The sequence below is a fragment of the Sphingopyxis sp. GW821-FHT12F08 genome, assembly GCF_058806755.1.
In genome coordinates this window covers 491,880-511,236 of the sequence record NZ_JBXAQA010000003.1, presented here as the reverse complement: position 1 = coordinate 511,236, position 19,357 = coordinate 491,880, and the positions used below count along the sequence as shown (strand labels likewise).

General features: G+C 66.7%; 19 protein-coding genes. 9 read left to right on the top strand and 10 right to left on the bottom strand.

The features are described from left to right. Complete coding sequence (locus tag AC1RNQ_RS11285) at positions 1 to 1,092, bottom strand: acyl-CoA dehydrogenase family protein (protein WP_493171233.1); 1,092 nt, start codon at positions 1,090 to 1,092, stop codon at positions 1 to 3. 105 nt (positions 1,093 to 1,197) lie between these two features. On the opposite strand from AC1RNQ_RS11285, the gene AC1RNQ_RS11280 reads away from it, so the two are divergent. From AC1RNQ_RS11280 to AC1RNQ_RS11260, 5 genes are all read left to right on the top strand, one after another. Next, positions 1,198 to 1,998: an enoyl-CoA hydratase/isomerase family protein gene (locus tag AC1RNQ_RS11280; protein WP_493171232.1), complete on the top strand. Its 801-nt coding sequence runs from the start codon at positions 1,198 to 1,200 to the stop codon at positions 1,996 to 1,998. 82 nt (positions 1,999 to 2,080) lie between these two features. Then, the gene (locus AC1RNQ_RS11275) at positions 2,081 to 3,175 is read left to right on the top strand and encodes an acyl-CoA dehydrogenase family protein (protein ID WP_493171231.1); all 1,095 of its coding nucleotides are present in this window, start codon (positions 2,081 to 2,083) and stop codon (positions 3,173 to 3,175) included. Then, positions 3,172 to 4,377, top strand: a complete 1,206-nt coding sequence (locus AC1RNQ_RS11270; RefSeq protein ID WP_493171230.1) for an acyl-CoA dehydrogenase family protein — start codon at positions 3,172 to 3,174, stop codon at positions 4,375 to 4,377. Before AC1RNQ_RS11275 ends, AC1RNQ_RS11270 begins: the two co-directional genes overlap by 4 nt. A 10-nt stretch (positions 4,378 to 4,387) precedes the next feature. Then, entirely contained in the window at positions 4,388 to 5,170 is a 783-nt protein-coding gene (locus tag AC1RNQ_RS11265) for an SDR family NAD(P)-dependent oxidoreductase (protein ID WP_493171229.1), read from the top strand. 33 nt (positions 5,171 to 5,203) lie between these two features. Then, complete coding sequence (locus tag AC1RNQ_RS11260) at positions 5,204 to 6,454, top strand: acetyl-CoA C-acetyltransferase (protein WP_493171228.1); 1,251 nt, start codon at positions 5,204 to 5,206, stop codon at positions 6,452 to 6,454. Positions 6,455 to 6,464: 10 nt separating this feature from the next. Here the strand turns inward: AC1RNQ_RS11260 and AC1RNQ_RS11255 are convergent, their stop codons facing one another. Then, positions 6,465 to 7,784, bottom strand: a complete 1,320-nt coding sequence (locus tag AC1RNQ_RS11255; RefSeq protein ID WP_493171227.1) for an alkaline phosphatase PhoX — start codon at positions 7,782 to 7,784, stop codon at positions 6,465 to 6,467. A gap of 184 nt (positions 7,785 to 7,968) precedes the next feature. Here AC1RNQ_RS11255 and AC1RNQ_RS11250 point away from each other — a divergent pair, with 184 nt between their 5' ends. Genes AC1RNQ_RS11250 through AC1RNQ_RS11240 form a run of 3 tightly spaced genes read left to right on the top strand, consistent with a single transcriptional unit; the run spans position 7,969 to position 10,740 of the window. After that, a complete protein-coding gene (locus AC1RNQ_RS11250; protein ID WP_493171226.1) occupies positions 7,969 to 9,099 on the top strand; it encodes a CaiB/BaiF CoA transferase family protein in 1,131 nt (376 codons plus the stop codon). A 55-nt stretch (positions 9,100 to 9,154) separates the two neighbouring features. Then, a complete protein-coding gene (locus tag AC1RNQ_RS11245; RefSeq protein ID WP_493171225.1) occupies positions 9,155 to 9,958 on the top strand; it encodes a crotonase/enoyl-CoA hydratase family protein in 804 nt (267 codons plus the stop codon). A gap of 2 nt (positions 9,959 to 9,960) precedes the next feature. Continuing rightward, positions 9,961 to 10,740: a tyrosine-protein phosphatase gene (locus tag AC1RNQ_RS11240; RefSeq protein ID WP_493171224.1), complete on the top strand. Its 780-nt coding sequence runs from the start codon at positions 9,961 to 9,963 to the stop codon at positions 10,738 to 10,740. A gap of 106 nt (positions 10,741 to 10,846) precedes the next feature. Here the strand turns inward: AC1RNQ_RS11240 and AC1RNQ_RS11235 are convergent, their stop codons facing one another. Then, the gene (locus AC1RNQ_RS11235) at positions 10,847 to 12,181 is read right to left on the bottom strand and encodes a Xaa-Pro dipeptidase (protein WP_493171223.1); all 1,335 of its coding nucleotides are present in this window, start codon (positions 12,179 to 12,181) and stop codon (positions 10,847 to 10,849) included. Between the two features lie 200 nt (positions 12,182 to 12,381). Between AC1RNQ_RS11235 and AC1RNQ_RS11230 the strand changes: the two genes are divergently transcribed. Beyond that, complete coding sequence (locus AC1RNQ_RS11230; protein WP_493171222.1) at positions 12,382 to 13,131, top strand: hypothetical protein; 750 nt, start codon at positions 12,382 to 12,384, stop codon at positions 13,129 to 13,131. Here AC1RNQ_RS11230 and AC1RNQ_RS11225 read toward each other — a convergent pair. The 7 genes from AC1RNQ_RS11225 to AC1RNQ_RS11195 all read right to left on the bottom strand — a co-directional run bounded on the left by AC1RNQ_RS11225 (position 13,128) and on the right by AC1RNQ_RS11195 (position 19,333). Then, positions 13,128 to 13,889 (bottom strand): sulfotransferase-like domain-containing protein, encoded by a 762-nt coding sequence (locus AC1RNQ_RS11225; protein ID WP_493171221.1) that lies wholly within the window; start codon positions 13,887 to 13,889, stop codon positions 13,128 to 13,130. The two genes, AC1RNQ_RS11230 and AC1RNQ_RS11225, sit on opposite strands and share 4 nt — an antisense overlap. A 3-nt stretch (positions 13,890 to 13,892) precedes the next feature. Further along, positions 13,893 to 14,807 carry an aminotransferase class IV gene (locus AC1RNQ_RS11220; RefSeq protein WP_493171220.1) on the bottom strand — a complete coding sequence of 305 codons (915 nt, stop codon included), beginning with the start codon at positions 14,805 to 14,807 and terminating at the stop codon, positions 13,893 to 13,895. Positions 14,808 to 14,846: 39 nt separating this feature from the next. Then, complete coding sequence (locus AC1RNQ_RS11215) at positions 14,847 to 15,227, bottom strand: hypothetical protein (RefSeq protein ID WP_493171219.1); 381 nt, start codon at positions 15,225 to 15,227, stop codon at positions 14,847 to 14,849. 57 nt (positions 15,228 to 15,284) lie between these two features. Continuing rightward, positions 15,285 to 15,923, bottom strand: coding sequence for a phosphatase PAP2 family protein (locus AC1RNQ_RS11210; protein ID WP_493171218.1), 639 nt, complete (start codon positions 15,921 to 15,923; stop codon positions 15,285 to 15,287). A 177-nt stretch (positions 15,924 to 16,100) separates the two neighbouring features. Next, positions 16,101 to 17,498, bottom strand: a complete 1,398-nt coding sequence (gene lpdA / locus AC1RNQ_RS11205) for a dihydrolipoyl dehydrogenase (protein ID WP_493171217.1) — start codon at positions 17,496 to 17,498, stop codon at positions 16,101 to 16,103. Further along, positions 17,491 to 17,901 carry an endonuclease domain-containing protein gene (locus AC1RNQ_RS11200; RefSeq protein ID WP_493171216.1) on the bottom strand — a complete coding sequence of 137 codons (411 nt, stop codon included), beginning with the start codon at positions 17,899 to 17,901 and terminating at the stop codon, positions 17,491 to 17,493. Before AC1RNQ_RS11200 ends, lpdA begins: the two co-directional genes overlap by 8 nt. A 118-nt stretch (positions 17,902 to 18,019) precedes the next feature. Continuing rightward, the gene (locus AC1RNQ_RS11195; RefSeq protein WP_493171215.1) at positions 18,020 to 19,333 is read right to left on the bottom strand and encodes a pyruvate dehydrogenase complex dihydrolipoamide acetyltransferase; all 1,314 of its coding nucleotides are present in this window, start codon (positions 19,331 to 19,333) and stop codon (positions 18,020 to 18,022) included. Between the last annotated feature and the right edge of the window lie 24 nt (positions 19,334 to 19,357).

The following is a 19,357-nucleotide window of genomic DNA, read 5'->3' as shown; positions in this document are numbered from 1 at the left end:
TTACGCCGCCTTTCCCTGGCTGCCCGGCTGCGCGTTCAGCAGGCGATCGGCCCAGAAGCCGCGATTGCCGAGATGCACCGCGAGCATCCGTTCGCGCCGGTAATAGAAATGGCAGTTCGCCTCGAAGGTATAGCCGATGCCGCCATGGACCTGCAGATTCTCGCGCGCCGCTATTTCGAGGCATTTGATGCCCGAGAGGCGCGCGGCGGCGGCGGCGGCGGGCAAGTCGTCGGGCGAGGACTCGGCCGCCCAGCCGCCATAATAGGCGTTGGAACGCGCCAGCTCGGTTGCCACCGCGACATCGGCGAGCTTGTGCTTGATCGCCTGATAGCCCGCGAGCGGACGCCCGAACATCTGGCGCTCCATCGCATAGTCGCGCGCCATGGTGAGGCAGGCGTCGGCAGCGCCAGCAGCCTCGAACGCCGCCTGCACCGCGGCCTGGTCGATCAGCCGGTCGAGCTTGCCGATGCCCGGCATCGCCTCGGCGGCGGCATCGGCGAAGTCGAGGCGGTAATGCGCGCGAAGCTGATCGAAGCTGTCGAGTTTGGTGCGGGCGACGCCGGGCTGGTCGAGTTCGACGAGCGCGAAGCTGCCGCCCGCGACGAGCACCACTGCGATGTCGGCGATGCCCGCGTCGGCGACAGGCGACTTCGAGCCGTTGAGCTTGCCGCCGTCGAGTTTCGCCCCGGTCGCGAAGACGGGCCCCGGCCCTTCGGCGTAAGCGAAAGTCGCCACCGCCCCGCCGCTCGCGAGCTTGGGCAACCACGCCGCCTTCTGCGCGTCGCTGCCCGTAAGGCGGATCGCTTCGGCGGCGAGGATGATCGAGCTCATGAAGGGCACCGCGGCATTGGCAGCGCCCAGCGCCTCCATGATCACGCCGAGGTCGAGCGCGCCGAGGCCGAGTCCGCCATGCTCCTCGGGAATCGCGGCGCCGAGGAAACCCATGTCGGCGAGGGTGCGCCACAGGGGCTCGTCCCATTCGGCGCCCGAATCGATCAGCGTGCGCAAACGGTCGAAAGATGACATATCCGCCAGAAGCGCGCGGGCTTGCTCGCCGAGCATTTTCTGTTCATCGCTAAGGTCGAAATTCATCGCAGGCCTTGCCCCTCCATATCGGTCTGTGTCATAGCGAGTTGTATAACTAGGTCAACCATGAGCGCTCAGTCATGACAGGCGCCGGGAGAGGAGCCGCTGGCCATGCAATATGAAACCATCCTGGTCGACGTCGCCGATCATATCGCGACGATCACGATCAACCGCCCCGACGCGATGAACAGCTTCACCAAGCGGATGATGGACGAATTCGAGCATCTGTGGAAGTGGATCGGCCGCGAGGACGATGTGCATTGCTGCGTGCTGCGCGCCGCGCCGGGCAAGGCCTGGTGCACCGGGGTCGACGTCAAGGAATCGCAGCAGGAAGGCGGCACGGTCGTCGACCTCGACAATATCTGGCACTGCGAGGATCCGGGCAATTACCTCGGCCCCAAGTCGATGAAATGCTGGAAGCCGGTGATCGCCGCGGTGCACGGCATGGCGGCGGGCGGCGCCTTCTACTGGCTCAACGAGAGCGACATCATCATCTGTTCGGAGGATGCGACCTTCTTCGACCCGCATGTGACTTACGGGATGACCAGTGCGCTCGAACCGATCGGCATGACCTATCATATGCCGCTGCACGATGTGCTGCGCATGGTGCTGCTCGGAAATGACGAGCGCATCGGCGCGGGCACCGCGCTGCGCATCGGGCTGGTCAGCGAGATCACGACGCTGGGCGACCTGTGGCCGCGCGCGCACGAACTGGCGACGACCATCGCCGCCAAGCCGCCCGCGGCGACCGCGGGATCGGTCAAGGCGATCTGGGAATCGCTCGATCTCCCCCGCTCGGTCGCGCTGCAGCAGGGCCTCAAATATTGCCAGATCGGCAATCCGATCGGCGTGCCGCAGGTGAACCGCGCCGCGCTGATGGCCGACAAGACAAAGAAATTCACCGTCCGCTAGCCGTAGCGTCAACTACTGCTTGACGTTTACGTCAACGTCCGGTTGGATAGTCTCAACATAGAGGGTGAGGACTCGAACGCGCATGTCGATCTTATACGACGAGGGCCAGCAAGCGATCGCGACCGAGTCGCGGCGTGTGCTCGAAGCCCGGGTGAGCAAGGACGAGTTGCTGCCGCTGCTCGAGGTCAGCGGGCAATATCATGAGGGCTTCTGGAACACGGCGAAAGAACAGGGCTGGACCGCCCTCGCCCTTCCCGAGGCCTATGGCGGGCTCGACCTCGGGCTCGTCGAGCTCGGGCTGATCGCGCACCAGGCGGGGCGCAGCCTCAGCGGCGCGCCCTTCCTCACCGGCAGCTTCGGCGCCGCCAAGGCGATCGAACTTTATGGATCGGACGAGCAGAAGGCGAAATATCTGCCCGGCCTCGCGAGCGGCGAGACGATCGGCGCGGTCGCCTTCGCTTCGGGGTCGAACGCGCTGCCGATCCTTCCGAGCGTCACGCTCACCGACAACCGCCTCGACGGCACCTCCACCGGCGTCGCGGGCGGGCTCGCCGCCGATATCGCGGTCGTCTATGCCAATGGCCCGGGAATGCCGGTGCTCGCGGTCGCCGACCTGTCGGACGTCACGCGCACCGCGATCGACAGCTTTGACAACAGCCGCCTCTATGCCGATCTCGAATTTGCCGGCACCCCGGCCGAGACGCTGGTGGTCGGCGGCGCGGCGCGCGATGCGGCGCTGCATATCCTCGCGCTGCAGGCGGTGATCACCGCGCACGAACAGACCGGCGGCGCCGAGGCGATGATGGAGATCGCGCGCGACTATGCGGTCACCCGCCGCGCCTTCGGGCAGGTCATCGGCGCCTTCCAGTCGATCAAGCACCGCATCGCCGAGCTCTACGGCTTCGTCGAGCTGGCGCGTGCCAACTGCATCCATGCCGCGTCGCGTGAGGGTCAGGCCGATTTCATCACTGCGGCGGCCGCGGCGCGCATCTCGGCGACCGAGGCCTATGACTGTGCATCGCGCGACTGCGTGCAGATCCATGGCGGCATCGGGGTGACGTGGGAGCTGGGGCTCCACCTCCACACCCGCCGCGCGCGCAGCCTCGCGATCGAGCAGGGCAATCTGCTGTTCTGGGAAGATATTCTCGTCGACCGCCTGACCGGAGAAGGTGCATGAGCGATTTGACCGCCTATCGCGCCAAGGCCGCGGCTTGGCTGGAATCGATGGTCCCGACCTATGGCAAGGAAACGCGCAAGGGGCTTTCAGAAGCCGAAGACCTTGCCGTCGCCCGCCGCTATCAGCGCGCCAAGTTCGACGCGGGCTATGCCGGGATCAACTGGCCGACCGAGTTCGGCGGCCAAGGGCTCGGCCATCTCGAAAAGGTGACTTTCGACAGCGAGGAAATGAAGCACGGCTTCCCGAGCTTCTATTTCGGCATCTCGCTCGGCATGCCGATCCCGGTGCTGATGCAGTTCGGCAGCGACAAGGATTTCGTCAAGGAGCGGGTGCTAAAGGCGCTGAAGGGTGAGGAAATCTGGTGCCAGCTCTTCTCCGAACCCTCGGGCGGCTCGGACCTCGCTGGGCTGCGCACCAAGGCCGAGGCCGACGGCAACGGCTGGAAGATCAACGGCCAGAAGGTGTGGACGAGCTGGGCGCAGTACAGCGACTATGGCGTCATCGTCGTGCGCACGGACCCCAATGTGCCCAAGCATAAGGGGCTCACCTATTTCTGGGTCGATATGAAGGCGCCGGGCGTCACCGTGCGCCCGATCAAGCTCGTGGGTGGCGACTCTCATGTCAACGAAGTCTTCTTCGACGATGTGAAGATCGGCGACGATCACCGCATGTCGCCGGTCGGCGGCGGTTTCGCCGTCGCGATCGCGACGCTGATGATCGAGCGCTATGTCGCGACCGACAGCGCGGGTTTCGGCCCGCACCTCGACCTGTTCGTCGACCTCGCCAAGGACACCGACCTCAACGGCAGGCCGGCGATCGAGGACGGACGCATTCGCCAGCAGATCGCGCGCAACTATGCGATGCGGAGCGGGCTGCAGTCGATCACCGCGCGCGCGATGGCGATGATGCAGGCGGGCATGGTTCCGGGACCCGAGGGCTCGCTCAACAAGCTCGTCGCGGTACGCTCGCGCCAGAAGCTGTCCGAGCTCGCGATCGACCTGCAGGGGTCGGGCGGTTTCGCTTATGATGACCATGCCTCGCAGAAGGAGAATTGGACATCGAGTTGGATCAACGCCCCCACCGGTCGCATCGCCGGCGGGTCGGACGAGACCCTGCTCAACACCATCGCCGAAAAGATCCTCGGCCTGCCGCAGGACCATCGCCCCGACAAGGGCGTGCCGTTCAATCAGATCCCGGCCTGAGGAGGCGCGCATGAAGTTTGATTCCACCACCGCAGCCGTCGTCACTGGCGGAGCCTCGGGCCTCGGCCGCGCGACCGCCGAGGCGCTCGCCGCAGCGGGCGTGAAAGTCGCGATCTTCGACATCAACGATGCGCTGGGCGAAGAAGTCGCGACGTCAATCGGCGGGCTGTTCGTCCATGTCGACATCACCGACGAGCAGTCGGTGCTCGACGGCTATGCGACCGCGCGCGCCGCACATGGCCAGGAGCGCGTCTGCGTCCATTGCGCAATGACCTCGCGCCGCGGCAAGACGCTGGCGTTCGACAAGGCGAGCGGAACCTTCCGCCGTACCCCGACCGAGGATTATGCCTATGGCGTCGCGGGCATCCTGACCGCGAGCTATCGTATCGCATCGATCTCGGCCGAAGGCATGGCGACCCTGCCCGAACTCGAGGACGGCGAACGCGGTGCGATCATCCTCACCGCCTCGGTCGCCGCGCAGGACGCGCAGATCGGCCAGGTCATCTATGGCTCGGCGAAGGCCGGCGTGAACGGCCTCGTCCTGCCGATGGCGCGCGACCTGATGGACCTCGGCATCCGCGTCAATTCGATCATGCCCGGCGTGTTCAGCACGCCGCTGGTCGCGGGCCTGCCCGAACCCGTGCTCGCCAGCCTGGGCGCGTCGGTCCCCTTCCCCAAGCGGCTCGGCAAGGCCGAGGAATATGCGAGCCTGGCGATGGAGATGGTCCGCAACAGCTATTTCAACGGCCAGGCCGTCCGGTTGGACGGCGCGATCAGAATGGCCCCGCGTTAATCGTCAAACTCCCCTCGAAGAAGGAATCCTGTGATGACCGAAGCCTATATCATCGACGCCGTCCGCACCCCGCGCGGGGTCGGCAAGCCCGGCAAGGGCGCGCTGTCGCACCTCCACCCGCAGCATCTCGCCGCGACGGTGCTGAAGGCGATCAAGGAACGCAACAATCTCGACACGTCGACGGTCGACGACATCATCTGGTCGACTTCGACCCAGAAGGGCAAGCAGGGCGGCGACCTCGGCCGCATGGCCGCACTCGCCGCGGGTTACGACACCAAGGCGTCGGGGACGACGCTCGACCGTTTCTGCGGGGGCGGTATCAGCAGCGTGAACTTCGCCGCCGCGACCGTCATGTCGGGCATGGAAGATTGCGTCATCGCCGGCGGCACAGAGATGATGAGCTACACCGCGCAGATCGGCGCCGAAGAAGCCAATGCCGGGCTCAAACCGCTCGGCATGGGGTCGGGAAACGTCGCCCTCGACGTGATCCACCCGCAGTCGCACCAGGGCGTGTGCGGCGACGCGATCGCTGCGCGCGAAGGCATCAGCCGCGAGGCCGTCGATGCATTGGCGCTCGTCAGCCAGCAGCGCGCCGACCGCGCGATCAAGGAAGGACGCTTCGCTAAGTCGGTCGTCCCCGTCTATAACGAGGACGGCAGCGTCGCGCTCGACCGCGAGGAATTCCCGCGCCCCGAAACCACCGCCGAAGGCCTCGCCGGCCTGAAAGCCAGCTTCGGCGCGCTCGCCGATTTCGACCTCGGCGGCGGGGTGACCTTCAAGAAGCAGATCCAGCGCCGCTATCCCGACCTCGAATGGGAGGGCGTGCACCACGCCGGCAACTCGTCGGGGGTCGTAGACGGCGCCGCGGCGCTGCTCCTGACCTCCAAGGACTATGCCGACAAGCATGGCCTCAAGCCGCGCGCGCGCATCGTCGCTTACGCCAACCAGGGCGACGATCCAACGCTGATGCTCAACGCCCCCGTTCCCGCGGCGAAGAAGGTGCTCGAAAAGGCCGGGCTGACCAAGGACGACATCGACGTCTGGGAAATCAACGAAGCCTTCGCGGTGGTCGCCGAGAAGTTCATCCGCGACCTCGACCTCGACCGCGAAAAGGTGAACATCAACGGCGGCGCGATGGCGCTCGGCCATCCGATCGGCGCGACCGGCTCGATCCTGATCGGCACCGCGCTCGACGAACTCGAACGCTCGGGCGGCCGCTACGGGCTCGTCACCATGTGCGCCGCGGGCGGCATGGCACCGGCGATCGTCATCGAACGGATCTGAGGTGCCTCTTTCAGAACGGCCCGCGCACGGCGATCGTCCGGGCCGGGCTGTAGAGGTTCAAAAACATCGTCTTGCCGTCGGGCGCGAAGCACACGCCCGAGCATTTGGTCGCGGCGGTCACGCGGGCGAAGGGATAGACTTTCCCGTCCGGCGTGACGCCGCGCAGCCAATTGTCGGGCCTCGCGCCGCGGCGGTCCTCGCAGACGATCAGGTCACCGTTCGGCGCGACGCTGAGATTGTCGCCGAAGCTGAAATGTTCGGGATCGCTGGTTTCGAGGAACAATTGCAGCTGCCCCGGCCGCGCTGCTTCGGCCGCCGTGCCCTCGGCGGGCGACGGGCGGTAGCGCATGATCTGCCCGCGCCGCGCCGGGCCGCCCGAGGTGCAGGTGAAATAGATTTCGCCGTCGCCGCCGTGGATGCCCTCGCCGCGCGCGAAGATCGTCGCGCCGGCGCGTGCGCCGCGCTTGCGCAGATCGTCCTTCGGGCTTTCGACCTCGTCGAGGTCAATCCAGCGGACATCGTGCCAGCCGCCGCTCGCCAGCACCGGGCGCGCCCAGTTGCGCGTGTCGGCGAGCGCGGGGTCGACCAGCGCCAGCGCCTGCAGCCGCCCGCCCTGGCGAAGCTCTCCGGGCACCGCGGGCAGGAAGCGGTAGAAGAGGCTGTCCTGCCGGTCCTCGGTCATATAGACCGCGCCGCTCCTGGGATCGACGACCGCCGCCTCGTGATTGAAGCGCCCCATCGCCTTGATCGGCTCGGCGGCAACCAGCCCGCCCGGCGCGACAGGCATTTCGAAAACCCAGCCGTGATCTTCCTTGTGTTGCCCGCCGGCGCGCGAGACGTCTTCTTCGCAGCTGAGCCAGCTGCCCCAGGGGGTGATGCCGCCCGAGCAATTGTAGATCGTGCCGACGAGCGAGAGATATTGCTCCTCGACCGCGAGGGTCGCGGGATCGAGGATCAGCGTCGAGACGCCGCCGGGCAGCGCCTCGCCGCTGCCGCCGCGGTAGCAGTCGAACGCCGCCGCGTCGCCGCTGGCGCCGACCGGGCACGCGCCATGCTTGAGTTCGTCGGCGCCGAGTTCGTGGTTGCGCATCAGGCACAGCCGCCCGTCGGGCAGCGTGGTGCAGCCCATGCCGTCGGCGCTGTTGGGGACCTGGCGCCCGTCGCTCATCACCTGGCCATATTGCGACAGAATCTTGTACGAAAAGCCCGGCGGCAGGTCGAGAATGCGCGCCGGATCGGGGATCGGCGCCCCGAAGCCCTTGCCTTCGGCGAGGATCGCGGCGGAGACATGGCGGCTGTGAAGCGCGAGGCCAGCGAAGGCGGTGGCCATCAGGCCCTTGGCAAAGCCGCGGCGATCGAGAGCGATGGATGCCCGTTCCATGGCGGGGCCATAAGGTCAGGACGTGACAGGCGGGCTGCGAAAGTCTGACATTTTGGCGACAGTTTGAAGTTCACCGGCACATTAGTGCAATATTTCGGCAGGGCCCCGGCGGGCCGCAAGGGAGATAAGAGACATGGCAGGACCGCTCACCGGGATCAGGATCATCGAGTTCGCAGGGATAGGCCCCGGCCCCTTTTGCGGTATGATGCTCGCCGACCATGGCGCCGAAGTGATCCGCATCGACCGCCCAGGCGGCTTCATGGACCCGCGCGATCCGCTGTCGCGGAGCCGCACCTCGATCGCGCTCGACATGAAGAACCCCGAGGCGGTCCAGATCGCCCGCGACCTGTGCAAGAGCGCCGACGGGATCATCGAAGGCTATCGCCCCGGGGTGATGGAACGGCTCGGGCTCGGCCCCGAGGTTCTGCTCGGCGATAATCCGAAGCTCGTCTATGGCCGCATGACCGGCTGGGGGCAGTTCGGCCCCTATGCACAGGCGGCGGGGCACGACATCAATTATATCTCGCTGTCGGGTGTGCTCCACACCATCGGGCTTGCGGGGCAAAAGCCGGTCCCGCCGGTCAATTATGTCGGCGATTTCGGCGGCGGCGGCATGATGCTGGCGTTCGGCATGTCGAGCGCCTTGCTCCATGCGGCGAAGACGGGTCAGGGTCAGGTGATCGACTGCGCGATGACCGACGGCTCGGCGCTGCTCGCGGGGATGAGCTGGTGGTTCCACGGCGCGGGCATGATCCAGGATCAGGCCGGGGTGAACCGCCTCGACGGCGGCGCCCCCTATTACGACACCTACACCTGCAGCGACGGTAAGTTCATCTCGATCGGGTCGATCGAGCCGCAATTTTACGCGCTGCTGCGCGAAAAGACCGGGCTCGACGTCGACGCCGATTTCGACGTGCAGGATGACCAGGAGAATTGGCCCGCGAAGAAGGCCAGGGTCGCCGCGCTGTTCGCGACCAGGACCCGCGATGAATGGTGCGAGTTGATGGAGATGACCGACGTCTGCTTTGCCCCCGTGCTGTCGCTGAGCGAGGCGCCGCATCATCCGCACAATGTCGCGCGCGAGACCTTCGTCACCGTCGCGGGCGTGCCGCACCCTGCCCCGGCGCCGCGCTATTCGGCGACGGTCAACGACAGGCCGCGTGCCGCGCCGGTGCCGGGCAGCGATGGCGATGCGGTGCTCGCGAAGCTCGGTTACGATACCGACAAGATCGCGGCATTGCGTAGCGGCGGCGCGGTGCGCTGACCTTGCAAGGAGAGGCTGCGAGGCGTAGCCTGCTCCGGCCGATAAGGAGAGAATAATGGGCGAATTTCTGAGCGTCGAACGGCGCGGCAAGATCGCGATCCTGACGATGATCAAGCCCGAGAGCATGAATGCGATCGGTACGCACGAAGATTGCCAGGACATCATCGACACGCTGCGCGCGCTGGGCGACGACCGCGGCGTCAGCGCGATCATCCTGACCGGCAGCGGCAAGGCGTTCAGCGCCGGCGGCAATCTGAAAGGCATGCAGGACCGCCAGGGCATCGGCGTGCTCGACCAGCCCGATTCGACGCGCGCCAATTACCGCAAGGGCGTGCAGGCGGTGATCCGCGCGCTGATGGACTGCGAAGTGCCGATGATCGCCGCGGTCAACGGCCATGCCATCGGCCTCGGCGCCGACCTCGCCTGTACCTGCGATATCCGCATCGCGGCCGAGAGCGCGAAATTCGCGTGCAGCTTCATCAAGGTCGGCATCGTCCCCGGCGACGGCGGCGCCTGGCTGCTCCAGAAGATCCTCGGTTATCCGCGCGCCGCCGAGCTGTTCCTGACCGGCGACCGCTTCGACGCCGCGCAGGCGAAAGAATATGGGCTGGTCACCGAGGTCGTGCCCGACGCCGAACTGCTGGATCGCGCGGTCGCCATCGCCGAGCGCATCGTGTGCAACCCGCCGCGCGCGCTGCGGCTCACCAAGCGGCTGCTCCGCGAGGCGCAGCACAGCCGGATGAGCGATATCCTCGAGCTTAGCGCGGCCTATCAGGCGATCGTCCACGAAACCGCCGACAACCGCGAGGCGATCAACGCCTTCGTCGAAAAACGCCCCCCCGTTTTTACAGGAGACTGATCATGCTCGCCGAGCGCGTCCTGCCGCTGTCCGGCATCCACAATTTCCGCGATTACGGCGGTTACGACGTCGAGGGAGGCGGCAAGCTGCGCGGCGGGATGCTGTGGCGCTCGGCGCATCATGTCGAGGCGAGCGACGACGATCTGGCGGCGGTCGATGCGCTGGGGATCGAGACGGTGATCGACCTGCGCGGCGACGACGAGCGCGAGGTCCACCCGTGCCGCCGCAGTGCCGATTTCAGCGCGCGCGTGCTGTTCGCGGGCGGGGTGACCGCGGGGCTGGCACCGCACTTGCAGGCCGCGGGCGGCGCGATCGATGTGACGACGGCGCGCGAGCGGATGATCGACACCTATGCCGGCATGCCATACCGCCCCGCGCTGGTCGCGACGCTGCGGCTCTACCTGTCGGCGCTCGCCGAATATGATGCGCCGAGCCTGGTCCACTGCGTCGCGGGCAAGGACCGCACGGGGTTTGCGGTCGCGGTCGTCCACCGTCTGCTCGGCGTCCATGAGGACGACCTGATGCAGGATTATCTGCTGACCAACAGCGCGGGCAAGATCGACGAGCGGATCGCGCAGGGCGCGGCGCATATCCGCGCGCGCTATGGCACCGAGATCCAGGAGGATGCGATCCGCGCGCTGATGTCGGTCAACCCCGCCTTCCTCGACGCCGCGCTGACGACGGTGCGCCGCGACCATGGCGATGTCGCGACTTACGCCGAGACGGTGCTGAATCTGACCCCCGAGATGCACGAGGCGATGGTGGACCGGCTGGTGGTTTGATCCACCTCCGTCATCCCGGCGAAGGCCGGGATCTCGCCGTTGCGTTATAGCGACAGGGTGAGATCCCGGCCTTCGCCGGGATGACAGAAATAGGGTTGGGCGCTGCTCAGTTGCCCTTCACCAGCACCCCGCCCTTGACCACCGCGTCGACGCTTTCCAACTCGCGCACGTCGACGAGCGGTTCACCGCCCACCGCGATGATGTCGGCGTAGCGGCCGACCGCGATCGCCCCGACGTCCTTTTCGCGGTCGAGCGCCTGCGCGGCGTTGCGCGTCGCGGCCTGAATGGCCTCCAGCGGGGTCATGCCATATTGGACCATGATCTTGAACTGGCCGCCGACCAGCGCGTGCGGCATCACGCCCGCGTCGCTGCCGAACACCATGCGCACCCCGGCCTTGTGCGCCTTCCTGAAATTGTCGCGCTGGATCTGCGCGATCTCGCGGTCCTTGCGCAGATTATCCTCGAGCACGCCGTTCTTCGCGCCCTCGGCCTGGGTATAATCGGTGTTGAAGATATCCATCGAGAACCACACCGGCCGCTTGCGCGCCACGGCCATGCGGATGCCCTCGTCGTCGACGAGGCTGGCATGTTCGATCGTGTCGATGCCGGCGGCGATCGCCGCGCGGATGCCCGACGCGCCATGCGCGTGCGCCGCGACTTGAATCCCCCACTGATGCGCTTCGTCGGCGATCGCCTTCAGCTCGGCCTCGCTCAGCTGCTGCTGTCCCGGCTCGGTGTTGCGCGAAAAGACGCCGCCGGTTGCGCAGACCTTGATCACCTCAGCGCCATATTTGCGCTGGCGGCGGACCTGGTAGCGCAGCTCGTCGGGGGTATCGCCGATCCCTTCCTTCTTCGCGTCTTCCTTTTCGAAGCTCGGCGGGAAGAAGGTCGAATCGCAGTGGCCGCCGGTCGCGCCGAGCGCATAGCCCGCGCCGATGATCCGCGGACCGACGGCGTAACCCGCATCGATCGCCTGCTTGAGCCCGATGTCGTTGCGCTCCGACGCGCCGACGTTGCGGATCGTCGTGAAGCCGGCGCCCAGCATGTCGCGCGCATTTTTGACCGCGGTCATGCCCCAGAAGCTGTCGGTGAATTCGAGCCCGTTATATCCGCCGATATCGGCCGGCCCGTCGATATGGACGTGCATGTCGATGAGGCCCGGCAGCAGCGTCTTGTCGCCGAGGTCGATATGCGTCACGCCGCTGCCCCAGCGCACCGTGCGAGCGTCGGCGATGCTCATGATGCGCCCGTCGGGGCCGACGAAAATCGCGGGATAATCGACCGTCTTGCCGGTCAGCACGTCGATGTAGTGCGCGGCGGTGATCACCGTCTGGCCCGCGCCGTCCTGCGCCTGTGCGGGGGCGGCCCCGGCGCCGAGAAGCGCGGCGCCGCCAAAGGCGATTCCCCGCAGAAAAGTGCCGAACTTCACTCGTGATTGCATGTCTGATCCGCCTGTTTTGGGTGCCCTGACCAAGTGATGGCAAAGCCGGGGAAATTAGGACAGCGGAAAATGCGGATGGCGTTCCCGTCCTATACCCATGCTGCGGTGCAGCGTAAAAGACTCGCGGGGTTCGCCAATAACGGGTCCGGCGGGAATGGGCCGCCGGGATAGTCTGTCAGTTCTTCTGCAGGAGAAACGCCATGCCCCACCATGCGGGCAAACTCTCCCTCGCCCTGTTGACGACGATCGTGGCGAGCGGCTGTAGCGAAAAATATGTGATCGTCCCGGGCGCGGTCGAAGCGGCATCGACCGGCAGCATCCCGGTCGGCGACACCGCCGGCGGGCCGCTGGACCATCGGACGCTCAGCGGCTCGTTCCGGATCGAGCGGTCGTCGTCGATCGACGCGATCGCATCCGGCCGTGTCGGCGGCGGCTGCCTGCTCGCCGACCTCAACCATCTGGGCATCCCCGACAAGGCCGAACTGGGCAACACCGGCGGCGCATGCCGCACCGATTCCGATTGCCACAATGCAATCCCCCAGGCGCAGCGCGCCAAAGGCTTCTGGGGCTATTGCGTCACCGAGCGCAAGGAGACGACGACGGCGGACGGCATCGTGCCGGCGAAGCGCGTCTGCTGGACGCGCCCGGGGCCGCAGCCCAATTATTGCAACGTCGGCCCGGCGGCGCGCGAGGCCGGCAAGACCCTGCCGATCCCCGCGACCGCGGGCGCGGCACGGCCCTATCCGTTGCACGAGGGCGGGGTCCGCTGGCGCGTGCGCACCTGCCTCAACGGCAGCGATGGCGCAGCCGGCCAACCCCCCTGCGCGGGCCATCCCGGGACGAAGCTCGTCGTCGACGGGCCGGTCTTCACGCTGCCGGTGCCGCCGAAATTCACGCCGCCGCCCAAGGTGTTGCCACCGAAGGACCTGCCCAAGAAGCCCGGCGCCTAAGCGGTGAGCTTGTACCGCGCCAGATAGTCGTAGCCGGGGCGGCACGCGTCGGCGACCGCCTGCCCCTGCGCATCGAGTTCGGGCACCGGCTTGTCGGGCACGCCGAAGCCGGTGCTGGTCATCACGGCGTCGTACCAGTGCGACGCCCAGATGCCGTCGGTGTCGCGCAGCCCTGCCTCCCAGCGCAGCATCGCGGGGTCCCAGGCGATATCGAGCGCGGTGCAGAGCTTCGCGAGCATGACGGGCGGGTCGCGGAGGATGTCGGCGCTGTCGATCACCGGCGGAGCATGGCCGAGCCGGTCGGCCTCGCGGTCGAAGAACTCGACCTGTTTGTCGGTGCCGAGATGGTCGGGGCGCACTGCGACGCGTTTCGCGGCATAGCTCGCGACGACGCGCGCGGGATCGCGGATCAGGAAGGCGTGACGGAGGCCCGGCAGGTCGTGATGCGCGATCGGGCCGACCATATGGTGCGCCATATGCTTCTGGTACCAGATCGGCGTGCCCGCGGGGTTCGACCCGGTCATGGCGCGCGCGACGCCGAACCAGTCGCAGTCCATCGACGCCATCACCTCGTCCATCATCGGCTGCGGATCGCCGGTGTGTCGGAGGTATGCGCCATAGAAGGGCTCGTCGCTGACATGGGTGTCGGCGCGGGCGCCGAAGCTGCGCATCATCGCAGTGGAGAGATTGCGCGGACCCGACCACATGGCAATCTTGAGCGGTTCCCCGCTCGGGGCGATGCGGATGCAGTCGGTCATTCTTCAGGCTTGTCCCGAAATATCGCGCTCGATCAACGCTTTATAGAGGGTCTGCAACCGCTCGACCATCGGCCCCCTGCCCTCGGTCAACACGCGCCCGTCGATCGTATGCGCGGGCACGACACCCGCGAAGGTGCCGGTGACGAAGGCCTCATCGGCGCCATAGACGTCGGTGAGCGAGAAATTCTTCTCATATACCGGGATGCCCGCCTCGCGGCAGAGGCGGATGACGTTGCCGCGCGTGATGCCGCCGAGGCAATAATCGCCGCTCGACGTCCACACCTCGCCCCTGCGCACGATGAAGAAATGCGTCGAGTTGCACGTCGCGACGAAGCCGTGCGGGTCGAGCATCAGCGCCTCGTCGGCGCCCGCCTGCGCCGCCTGGATGCAGGCGGTGATGCAGTTGAGCTTCGAATGCGAATTGAGCTTGGGGTCCTGCACCGCGGGGTCGCCGCGGCGGACATGGACGGTGAAGAGCGACAGGCCCTTCTCGACCGTGGCTGGTAGCGGGTCCTTATGCTCGGCGATGATCACGATGGTCGCGGGCGAGATCACGACGCGCGGGTCCTGATAGGGGGTCGAGCGGATGCCGCGCGTGACCATCAGGCGGATGTGGCAGGCGGTCATCTGGTTGCCGGCGATCGTGTCGTACAGCCGCTGGATCAGCGCCTCGCGCGAAATCCCGATGTCCATCGCGATCGCCTTCGCGCCCTCCCACAAGCGATCGAGGTGCTGGTCGAGGAACGCCATGCGGCCCTCATGGACGCGGATGCCCTCCCACACCCCGTCGCCGAGCATGAAACCGCTGTCGAACACCGACACGCTCGCCTGGGCGCGCGGCACCAGCGTGCCGTTGACGTTGATCAGGATCGCATCGTTGCGCGGATCGGGGACGAAATCGTGGGTGCCTTGAGCCATGTCCGCGACACTAGACGTCGCGGCGCGCCTGTCGAGGGGTCAGACGCCCTTGCGGCCGAAACCGCCCGGGCGCGGGGCCGGGCGCTGCGGATCGGTTTCGACCGGCGGCGGGGTTTCGCGCCGGCTCATATAGCTGGCGAAGGCGGCGTCGGCGTCGAAACCCTCGGTCGGCATGTCGTCGCCGATGTCGAGCCCGGCGCCCGGGACGCGGTTCGCGCCCGACGCGACGCGGAGCAATTTGACCAGCGGGCCGATCAGGAACAGCAGCCCGATGACCGACAGGCCGAGCACGGTGGGGCCAAGCCCGATGCCGGCGATCCCCTGCATCGACCCGCCGCCGACCCCGGCGAAATGCCAGAGCAGGAAGCCGATATAGGCGACGGGGACCAGTGCCAGGAGCCAGCCGACGAAAGCGCGCATGAAAAAGCCCTCTTCCTTGTGCGGAAAAGGCCATAGCAGCGGACGGTTAGGATTTTCTTATGCCGCGGGCGTGTCGCGGCGCGCGAAGACCGCGCCGAGCAGCGCGAAGGCGGCGCCGAGCATCGTGCCGCCGATAATGTCGCTCGCCCAATGCACGCCGAGCATCATGCGCGACACGCCGTTGAGCAGGATCATCACCCCCGCGAGGCTCCACGCCGCGCGGCGCCAGCGCGGCGGCGCTAGCCAGGCCAGCGTCAGATAGACGACCGCCGCGCTCGTCGCATGGCCGCTGGGATAGGAGAAGCTCGTCTGGTGGTCGAGATGCGGGATGAGGTCGGGACGCGAGACGCCGAAACCGAACTTGAGCAAGCTCGAGGCGAGGTTCGACAGCAGCGACGCGCCCGCGAGCGCGGCCGCGCAGCGCGGCCCGCACCAGTGCCAGACGAGCGCCGACAGCGCGATGACGATGATCCAGCGCGGCAGCCCGCCGCCGATCCAGCTCACCCCCTGCATGAAGGCGATGAAGGCGGGTTCGCTTTTATCGACGTGGAGCACGAGATCGGTCGAGATGCGGAGGTCCATCGCCTGCGTCCAGCCGGCGACCACCGCGAAGCCGAGCAGGACGACGGCGACGAGCAGCGCGACGGCGGCGATCAGGAAGCGGCTGTGGCGGCTGGCGATGGCTCGAATCCTCAAATCGGAAAAACTCGCACAAAGCCACGGAGCCACAAAGAGAACTATCCAGTTCCGTTCGTGCTGAGCTTGTCGAAGCACCGTATTTCTTCATCGTCGCAAGAAGAACGGTCCTTCGACAAGCTCAGGGCGAACGGGGTTAAGACCTCTTTGTGGCTTCGTGGCTTCGTGCGAGTCCAATCAAATATGCAAAGGCCGCCCGAACGCCGCGAGCACGCCTTCGTGCATCGTTTCGCTGAGCGTCGGGTGCGGGAAGACGGTGCCGATGAAATCATCCTCGACCAGCTCGGCGGTCTTGCCGATCGTATAGCCCTGGATCAGCTCGGTGACCTCGGCGCCGATCATATGCGCGCCCAGCAGTTCGCCGGTCCTGGCGTCGAACACGGTCTTGGTGAAACCCTCGGCCTCGCCCAGCGCGATCGCCTTGCCGTTGCCGATGAAGGGGAAGGTGCCGGCCTTGACCTCATACCCCAGCTCCTTCGCCTTGGCCTCGGTCAGCCCGACGCTGGCGATCTGCGGGCGGCAATAGGTGCAGCCGGGGATGTTGCGGACGTCCATCGCGTGCGGATGATTGCCCGCGATCGCCTCGACCGAAATCACCGATTCGTGCATCGCCTTGTGCGCGAGCCACGGCGGCGCAGTGACGTCGCCGATCGCCCACAGGCCGGGGACGTTGGTGCGGCATAGCGCGTCGGTGTCGATATGGCCCCTGGTGGTCTTCACGCCGAGCGTTTCGAGGCCGATATTTTCGGTGTTCGGAACGATGCCGATCGCGACGATCGCGTGGCTGAACTCGGCGCTTTCGACCTTGCCGTCCTTGCCCTTGATCTTCGCCGAGACCCCGGTCGCGGTCGCCTTCAATTCCTCGACGCCCGCACCGGTGTGGATCGTCATGCCCTGCTTCTTGAGCGATTTTTCGAGGAAGGCCGAGACGTCGGCATCCTCGACGGGGACGAGCCGGTCGAGCATCTCGACCACCGTAACGTCAGCGCCCATGTCGCTGTAGAAGCTCGCGAATTCGATCCCGATCGCGCCCGATCCGATGACGAGCAGCTTCTTGGGCATTTCGGGCGGGACGAGCGCGTGGCGATAGGTCCAGATGCGCTTGCCGTCGGCGGGCGCGAAGGGCAGGTCGCGCGCGCGCGCGCCGGTCGCGATGATGATGTTCTTGGCGGTCAGGGTTTCGCTGCCGTTCTCGCCCTTCACCTCCATCTTGCCGGGGGCGGTCAGCTTGCCCTCGCCCATATGGACGGTGATCTTGTGCTTCTTCATCAGGAAGGCGACGCCCTGGCTGAGCTGCTTGGCGACGCCGCGCGACCGCTTCACCACCGCGTCGATATCGGCGCTGATCTGCTGCGCGATCAGCCCATAGTCGCCCGCATGCTGCATATAATGATAGATTTCGGCCGAGCGGAGCAGCGCCTTGGTCGGGATGCAGCCCCAGTTGAGGCAGATGCCACCGAGATTCTCGCGCTCGACGATCGCGGTTTTCAGGCCCAGTTGCGCCGCGCGGATCGCCGCGACATAGCCGCCGGGGCCCGAGCCGAGGACGATGAGGTCGTAATTGGTGTCAGCCATTATGGGCTCCTTCAAAAGCCCCTCTCCCCTTGCGGGAGAGGGGTTGGGGTGTGGGGTCGGCGCGCGTCTGCGCGCCATGGGAATCGATGGCATGGAGGATGTTCGCAGCGACGCCATCGCTATTGGCGAGGATATCGTTGTTCCAGAAGCGCAGGATGCGAAAGCCTTGCGCGGTCAGATAGGCATCGCGTTCAGCGTCGTAGGGATTTTCGCCATGCTGGCCGCCATCGGCTTCGACGATCAGGCGATGTTCGAAGCAGATGAGGTCGGCGATATAGCGATCGTCGATGATCTCCTGACGACGCCAGCGGAGCCCTTCGAGCCGACCCGCACGAAGGATCGACCAGAGCCGGCGTTCGGCATCGGTAGGGTTCGATCGCATCTGGCGGGCGCGGTCGAGCAACAGGGCTTTGCGGGCGAGGACTTCGGAGAGAGTCTTGTGCGCCGCGGACGCGGCGCGGACCCCACTCCCCAACCCCTCTCCCGCAAGGGGAGAGGGGCTATTCGGCCCCTCGGGCATGTTACGCCACCAGCCCCAGCGGGTTCTCCACCAGTTCCTTGAAGGTCTTCATCAGGAGCGCCCCGTCGGCGCCGTCGATCGCGCGGTGGTCGAAGCTGCCGGTCGCCGACATCACCGTCGCGATCGCGAGCGCGTCGTCGACCACATAGGGGCGCTTTTCGCCCGCACCGATCGCCATGATCATCGCCTGCGGCGGGTTGATCACCGCGGTGAACTGCTTGATCCCCATCATGCCCATGTTCGAGATCGAGGCGGTGCCGCCCTGATATTCGCTGGGCTGGAGCCTGCCTTCCTTCGCCTTCGCCGCTAGTTCGGCCATTTCGGTCGAGATTTTCGACATCGACTTGCCGCCCGCGTCGACGATGATCGGGGTGATCAAGCCGCCCGGGATGCTGACCGCGACCGAGATATCGGCGCGGCTGTATTTGCGCATCACGTCGCCGCCGAAGCTGACGTTGCACGACGGCACGCGTTCGAGCGCGACCGCGAGCGCCTTGATCAGCATGTCGTTGACGCTGAGCTTGACCCCGCGCCCCTCGAGGCTGGCGTTGAGCTCGCCGCGGAGCTTGAGCAGCGCGTCGAGGCGGATATCGACGGTGAGGTAGATGTGTGGCGATTCCTGCATCGACTGACTGAGGCGGCGCGCGATCGTCTTGCGCATGCCGCTGAGCTTCTCGTCCTCGTGCGGGATGCCGAAATCGGGGATCGCGCCAGCGGTTGCGGGCGCCGGAGCGGCGGCAGGCGCGGCTGCAGCAGGCGCTGCAGCAGCGGCGGGCGCCGCCGCACTGGTCGGGGCACCGTCGAGGTCGTCCTTGACGATGCGGCCGCCGGGGCCGCTGCCCTTGATGGTCGAGAGGTCGATGCCGCGCTCGGCGGCGAGGCGCTTGGCGAGCGGGCTGGCCTTGATGCGTTCGCCCGATGCGGCGGGCGCGGCGGCGGCTGTCGGAGCCGGGGTCGACGTAGCAGCGGCAGCAGGAGCCGGCGCGGGTTCGGCAGCCTTGGGCGCTTCTTCCTTCGCGGCCGGAGCCGGGGCGGCAGCAGCGGGCGCCGCCTTGGCGGTGCTGGCGTCTTCGCCCTCGCCCGCGATCGTCGCGATCACCGTGCCGACCTTCACATTGTCGGTGCCCTCGGCGACCAGGATCGAGGCAATCACGCCTTCGTCGATGGCTTCGAACTCCATCGTCGCCTTGTCGGTCTCGATCTCGGCGAGCAGATCGCCCGACTTGACGCTGTCGCCCTCCTTGACCAGCCATTTGGCGAGCGTGCCCTCCTCCATCGTCGGCGAGAGGGCGGGCATTTTGAGTTCGATCGGCATCGTTGGACTTGTCCCTGTCAGTCT

Coding starts and splice junctions, on each gene's coding strand:
- AC1RNQ_RS11265 (WP_493171229.1), top strand. CDS start 4,388: ATGAAGTTTGATTCCACCACCGCAGCCGTCGTCACTGGCGGAGCCTCG.
- AC1RNQ_RS11285 (WP_493171233.1), bottom strand. CDS start 1,092: ATGAATTTCGACCTTAGCGATGAACAGAAAATGCTCGGCGAGCAAGCC.
- AC1RNQ_RS11255 (WP_493171227.1), bottom strand. CDS start 7,784: ATGGCCACCGCCTTCGCTGGCCTCGCGCTTCACAGCCGCCATGTCTCC.
- AC1RNQ_RS11240 (WP_493171224.1), top strand. CDS start 9,961: ATGCTCGCCGAGCGCGTCCTGCCGCTGTCCGGCATCCACAATTTCCGC.
- AC1RNQ_RS11195 (WP_493171215.1), bottom strand. CDS start 19,333: ATGCCGATCGAACTCAAAATGCCCGCCCTCTCGCCGACGATGGAGGAG.
- AC1RNQ_RS11270 (WP_493171230.1), top strand. CDS start 3,172: ATGAGCGATTTGACCGCCTATCGCGCCAAGGCCGCGGCTTGGCTGGAA.
- lpdA (WP_493171217.1), bottom strand. CDS start 17,498: ATGGCTGACACCAATTACGACCTCATCGTCCTCGGCTCGGGCCCCGGC.
- AC1RNQ_RS11245 (WP_493171225.1), top strand. CDS start 9,155: ATGGGCGAATTTCTGAGCGTCGAACGGCGCGGCAAGATCGCGATCCTG.
- AC1RNQ_RS11230 (WP_493171222.1), top strand. CDS start 12,382: ATGCCCCACCATGCGGGCAAACTCTCCCTCGCCCTGTTGACGACGATC.
- AC1RNQ_RS11275 (WP_493171231.1), top strand. CDS start 2,081: ATGTCGATCTTATACGACGAGGGCCAGCAAGCGATCGCGACCGAGTCG.
- AC1RNQ_RS11225 (WP_493171221.1), bottom strand. CDS start 13,889: ATGACCGACTGCATCCGCATCGCCCCGAGCGGGGAACCGCTCAAGATT.
- AC1RNQ_RS11220 (WP_493171220.1), bottom strand. CDS start 14,807: ATGGCTCAAGGCACCCACGATTTCGTCCCCGATCCGCGCAACGATGCG.
- AC1RNQ_RS11215 (WP_493171219.1), bottom strand. CDS start 15,227: ATGCGCGCTTTCGTCGGCTGGCTCCTGGCACTGGTCCCCGTCGCCTAT.
- AC1RNQ_RS11260 (WP_493171228.1), top strand. CDS start 5,204: ATGACCGAAGCCTATATCATCGACGCCGTCCGCACCCCGCGCGGGGTC.
- AC1RNQ_RS11235 (WP_493171223.1), bottom strand. CDS start 12,181: ATGCAATCACGAGTGAAGTTCGGCACTTTTCTGCGGGGAATCGCCTTT.
- AC1RNQ_RS11250 (WP_493171226.1), top strand. CDS start 7,969: ATGGCAGGACCGCTCACCGGGATCAGGATCATCGAGTTCGCAGGGATA.
- AC1RNQ_RS11280 (WP_493171232.1), top strand. CDS start 1,198: ATGCAATATGAAACCATCCTGGTCGACGTCGCCGATCATATCGCGACG.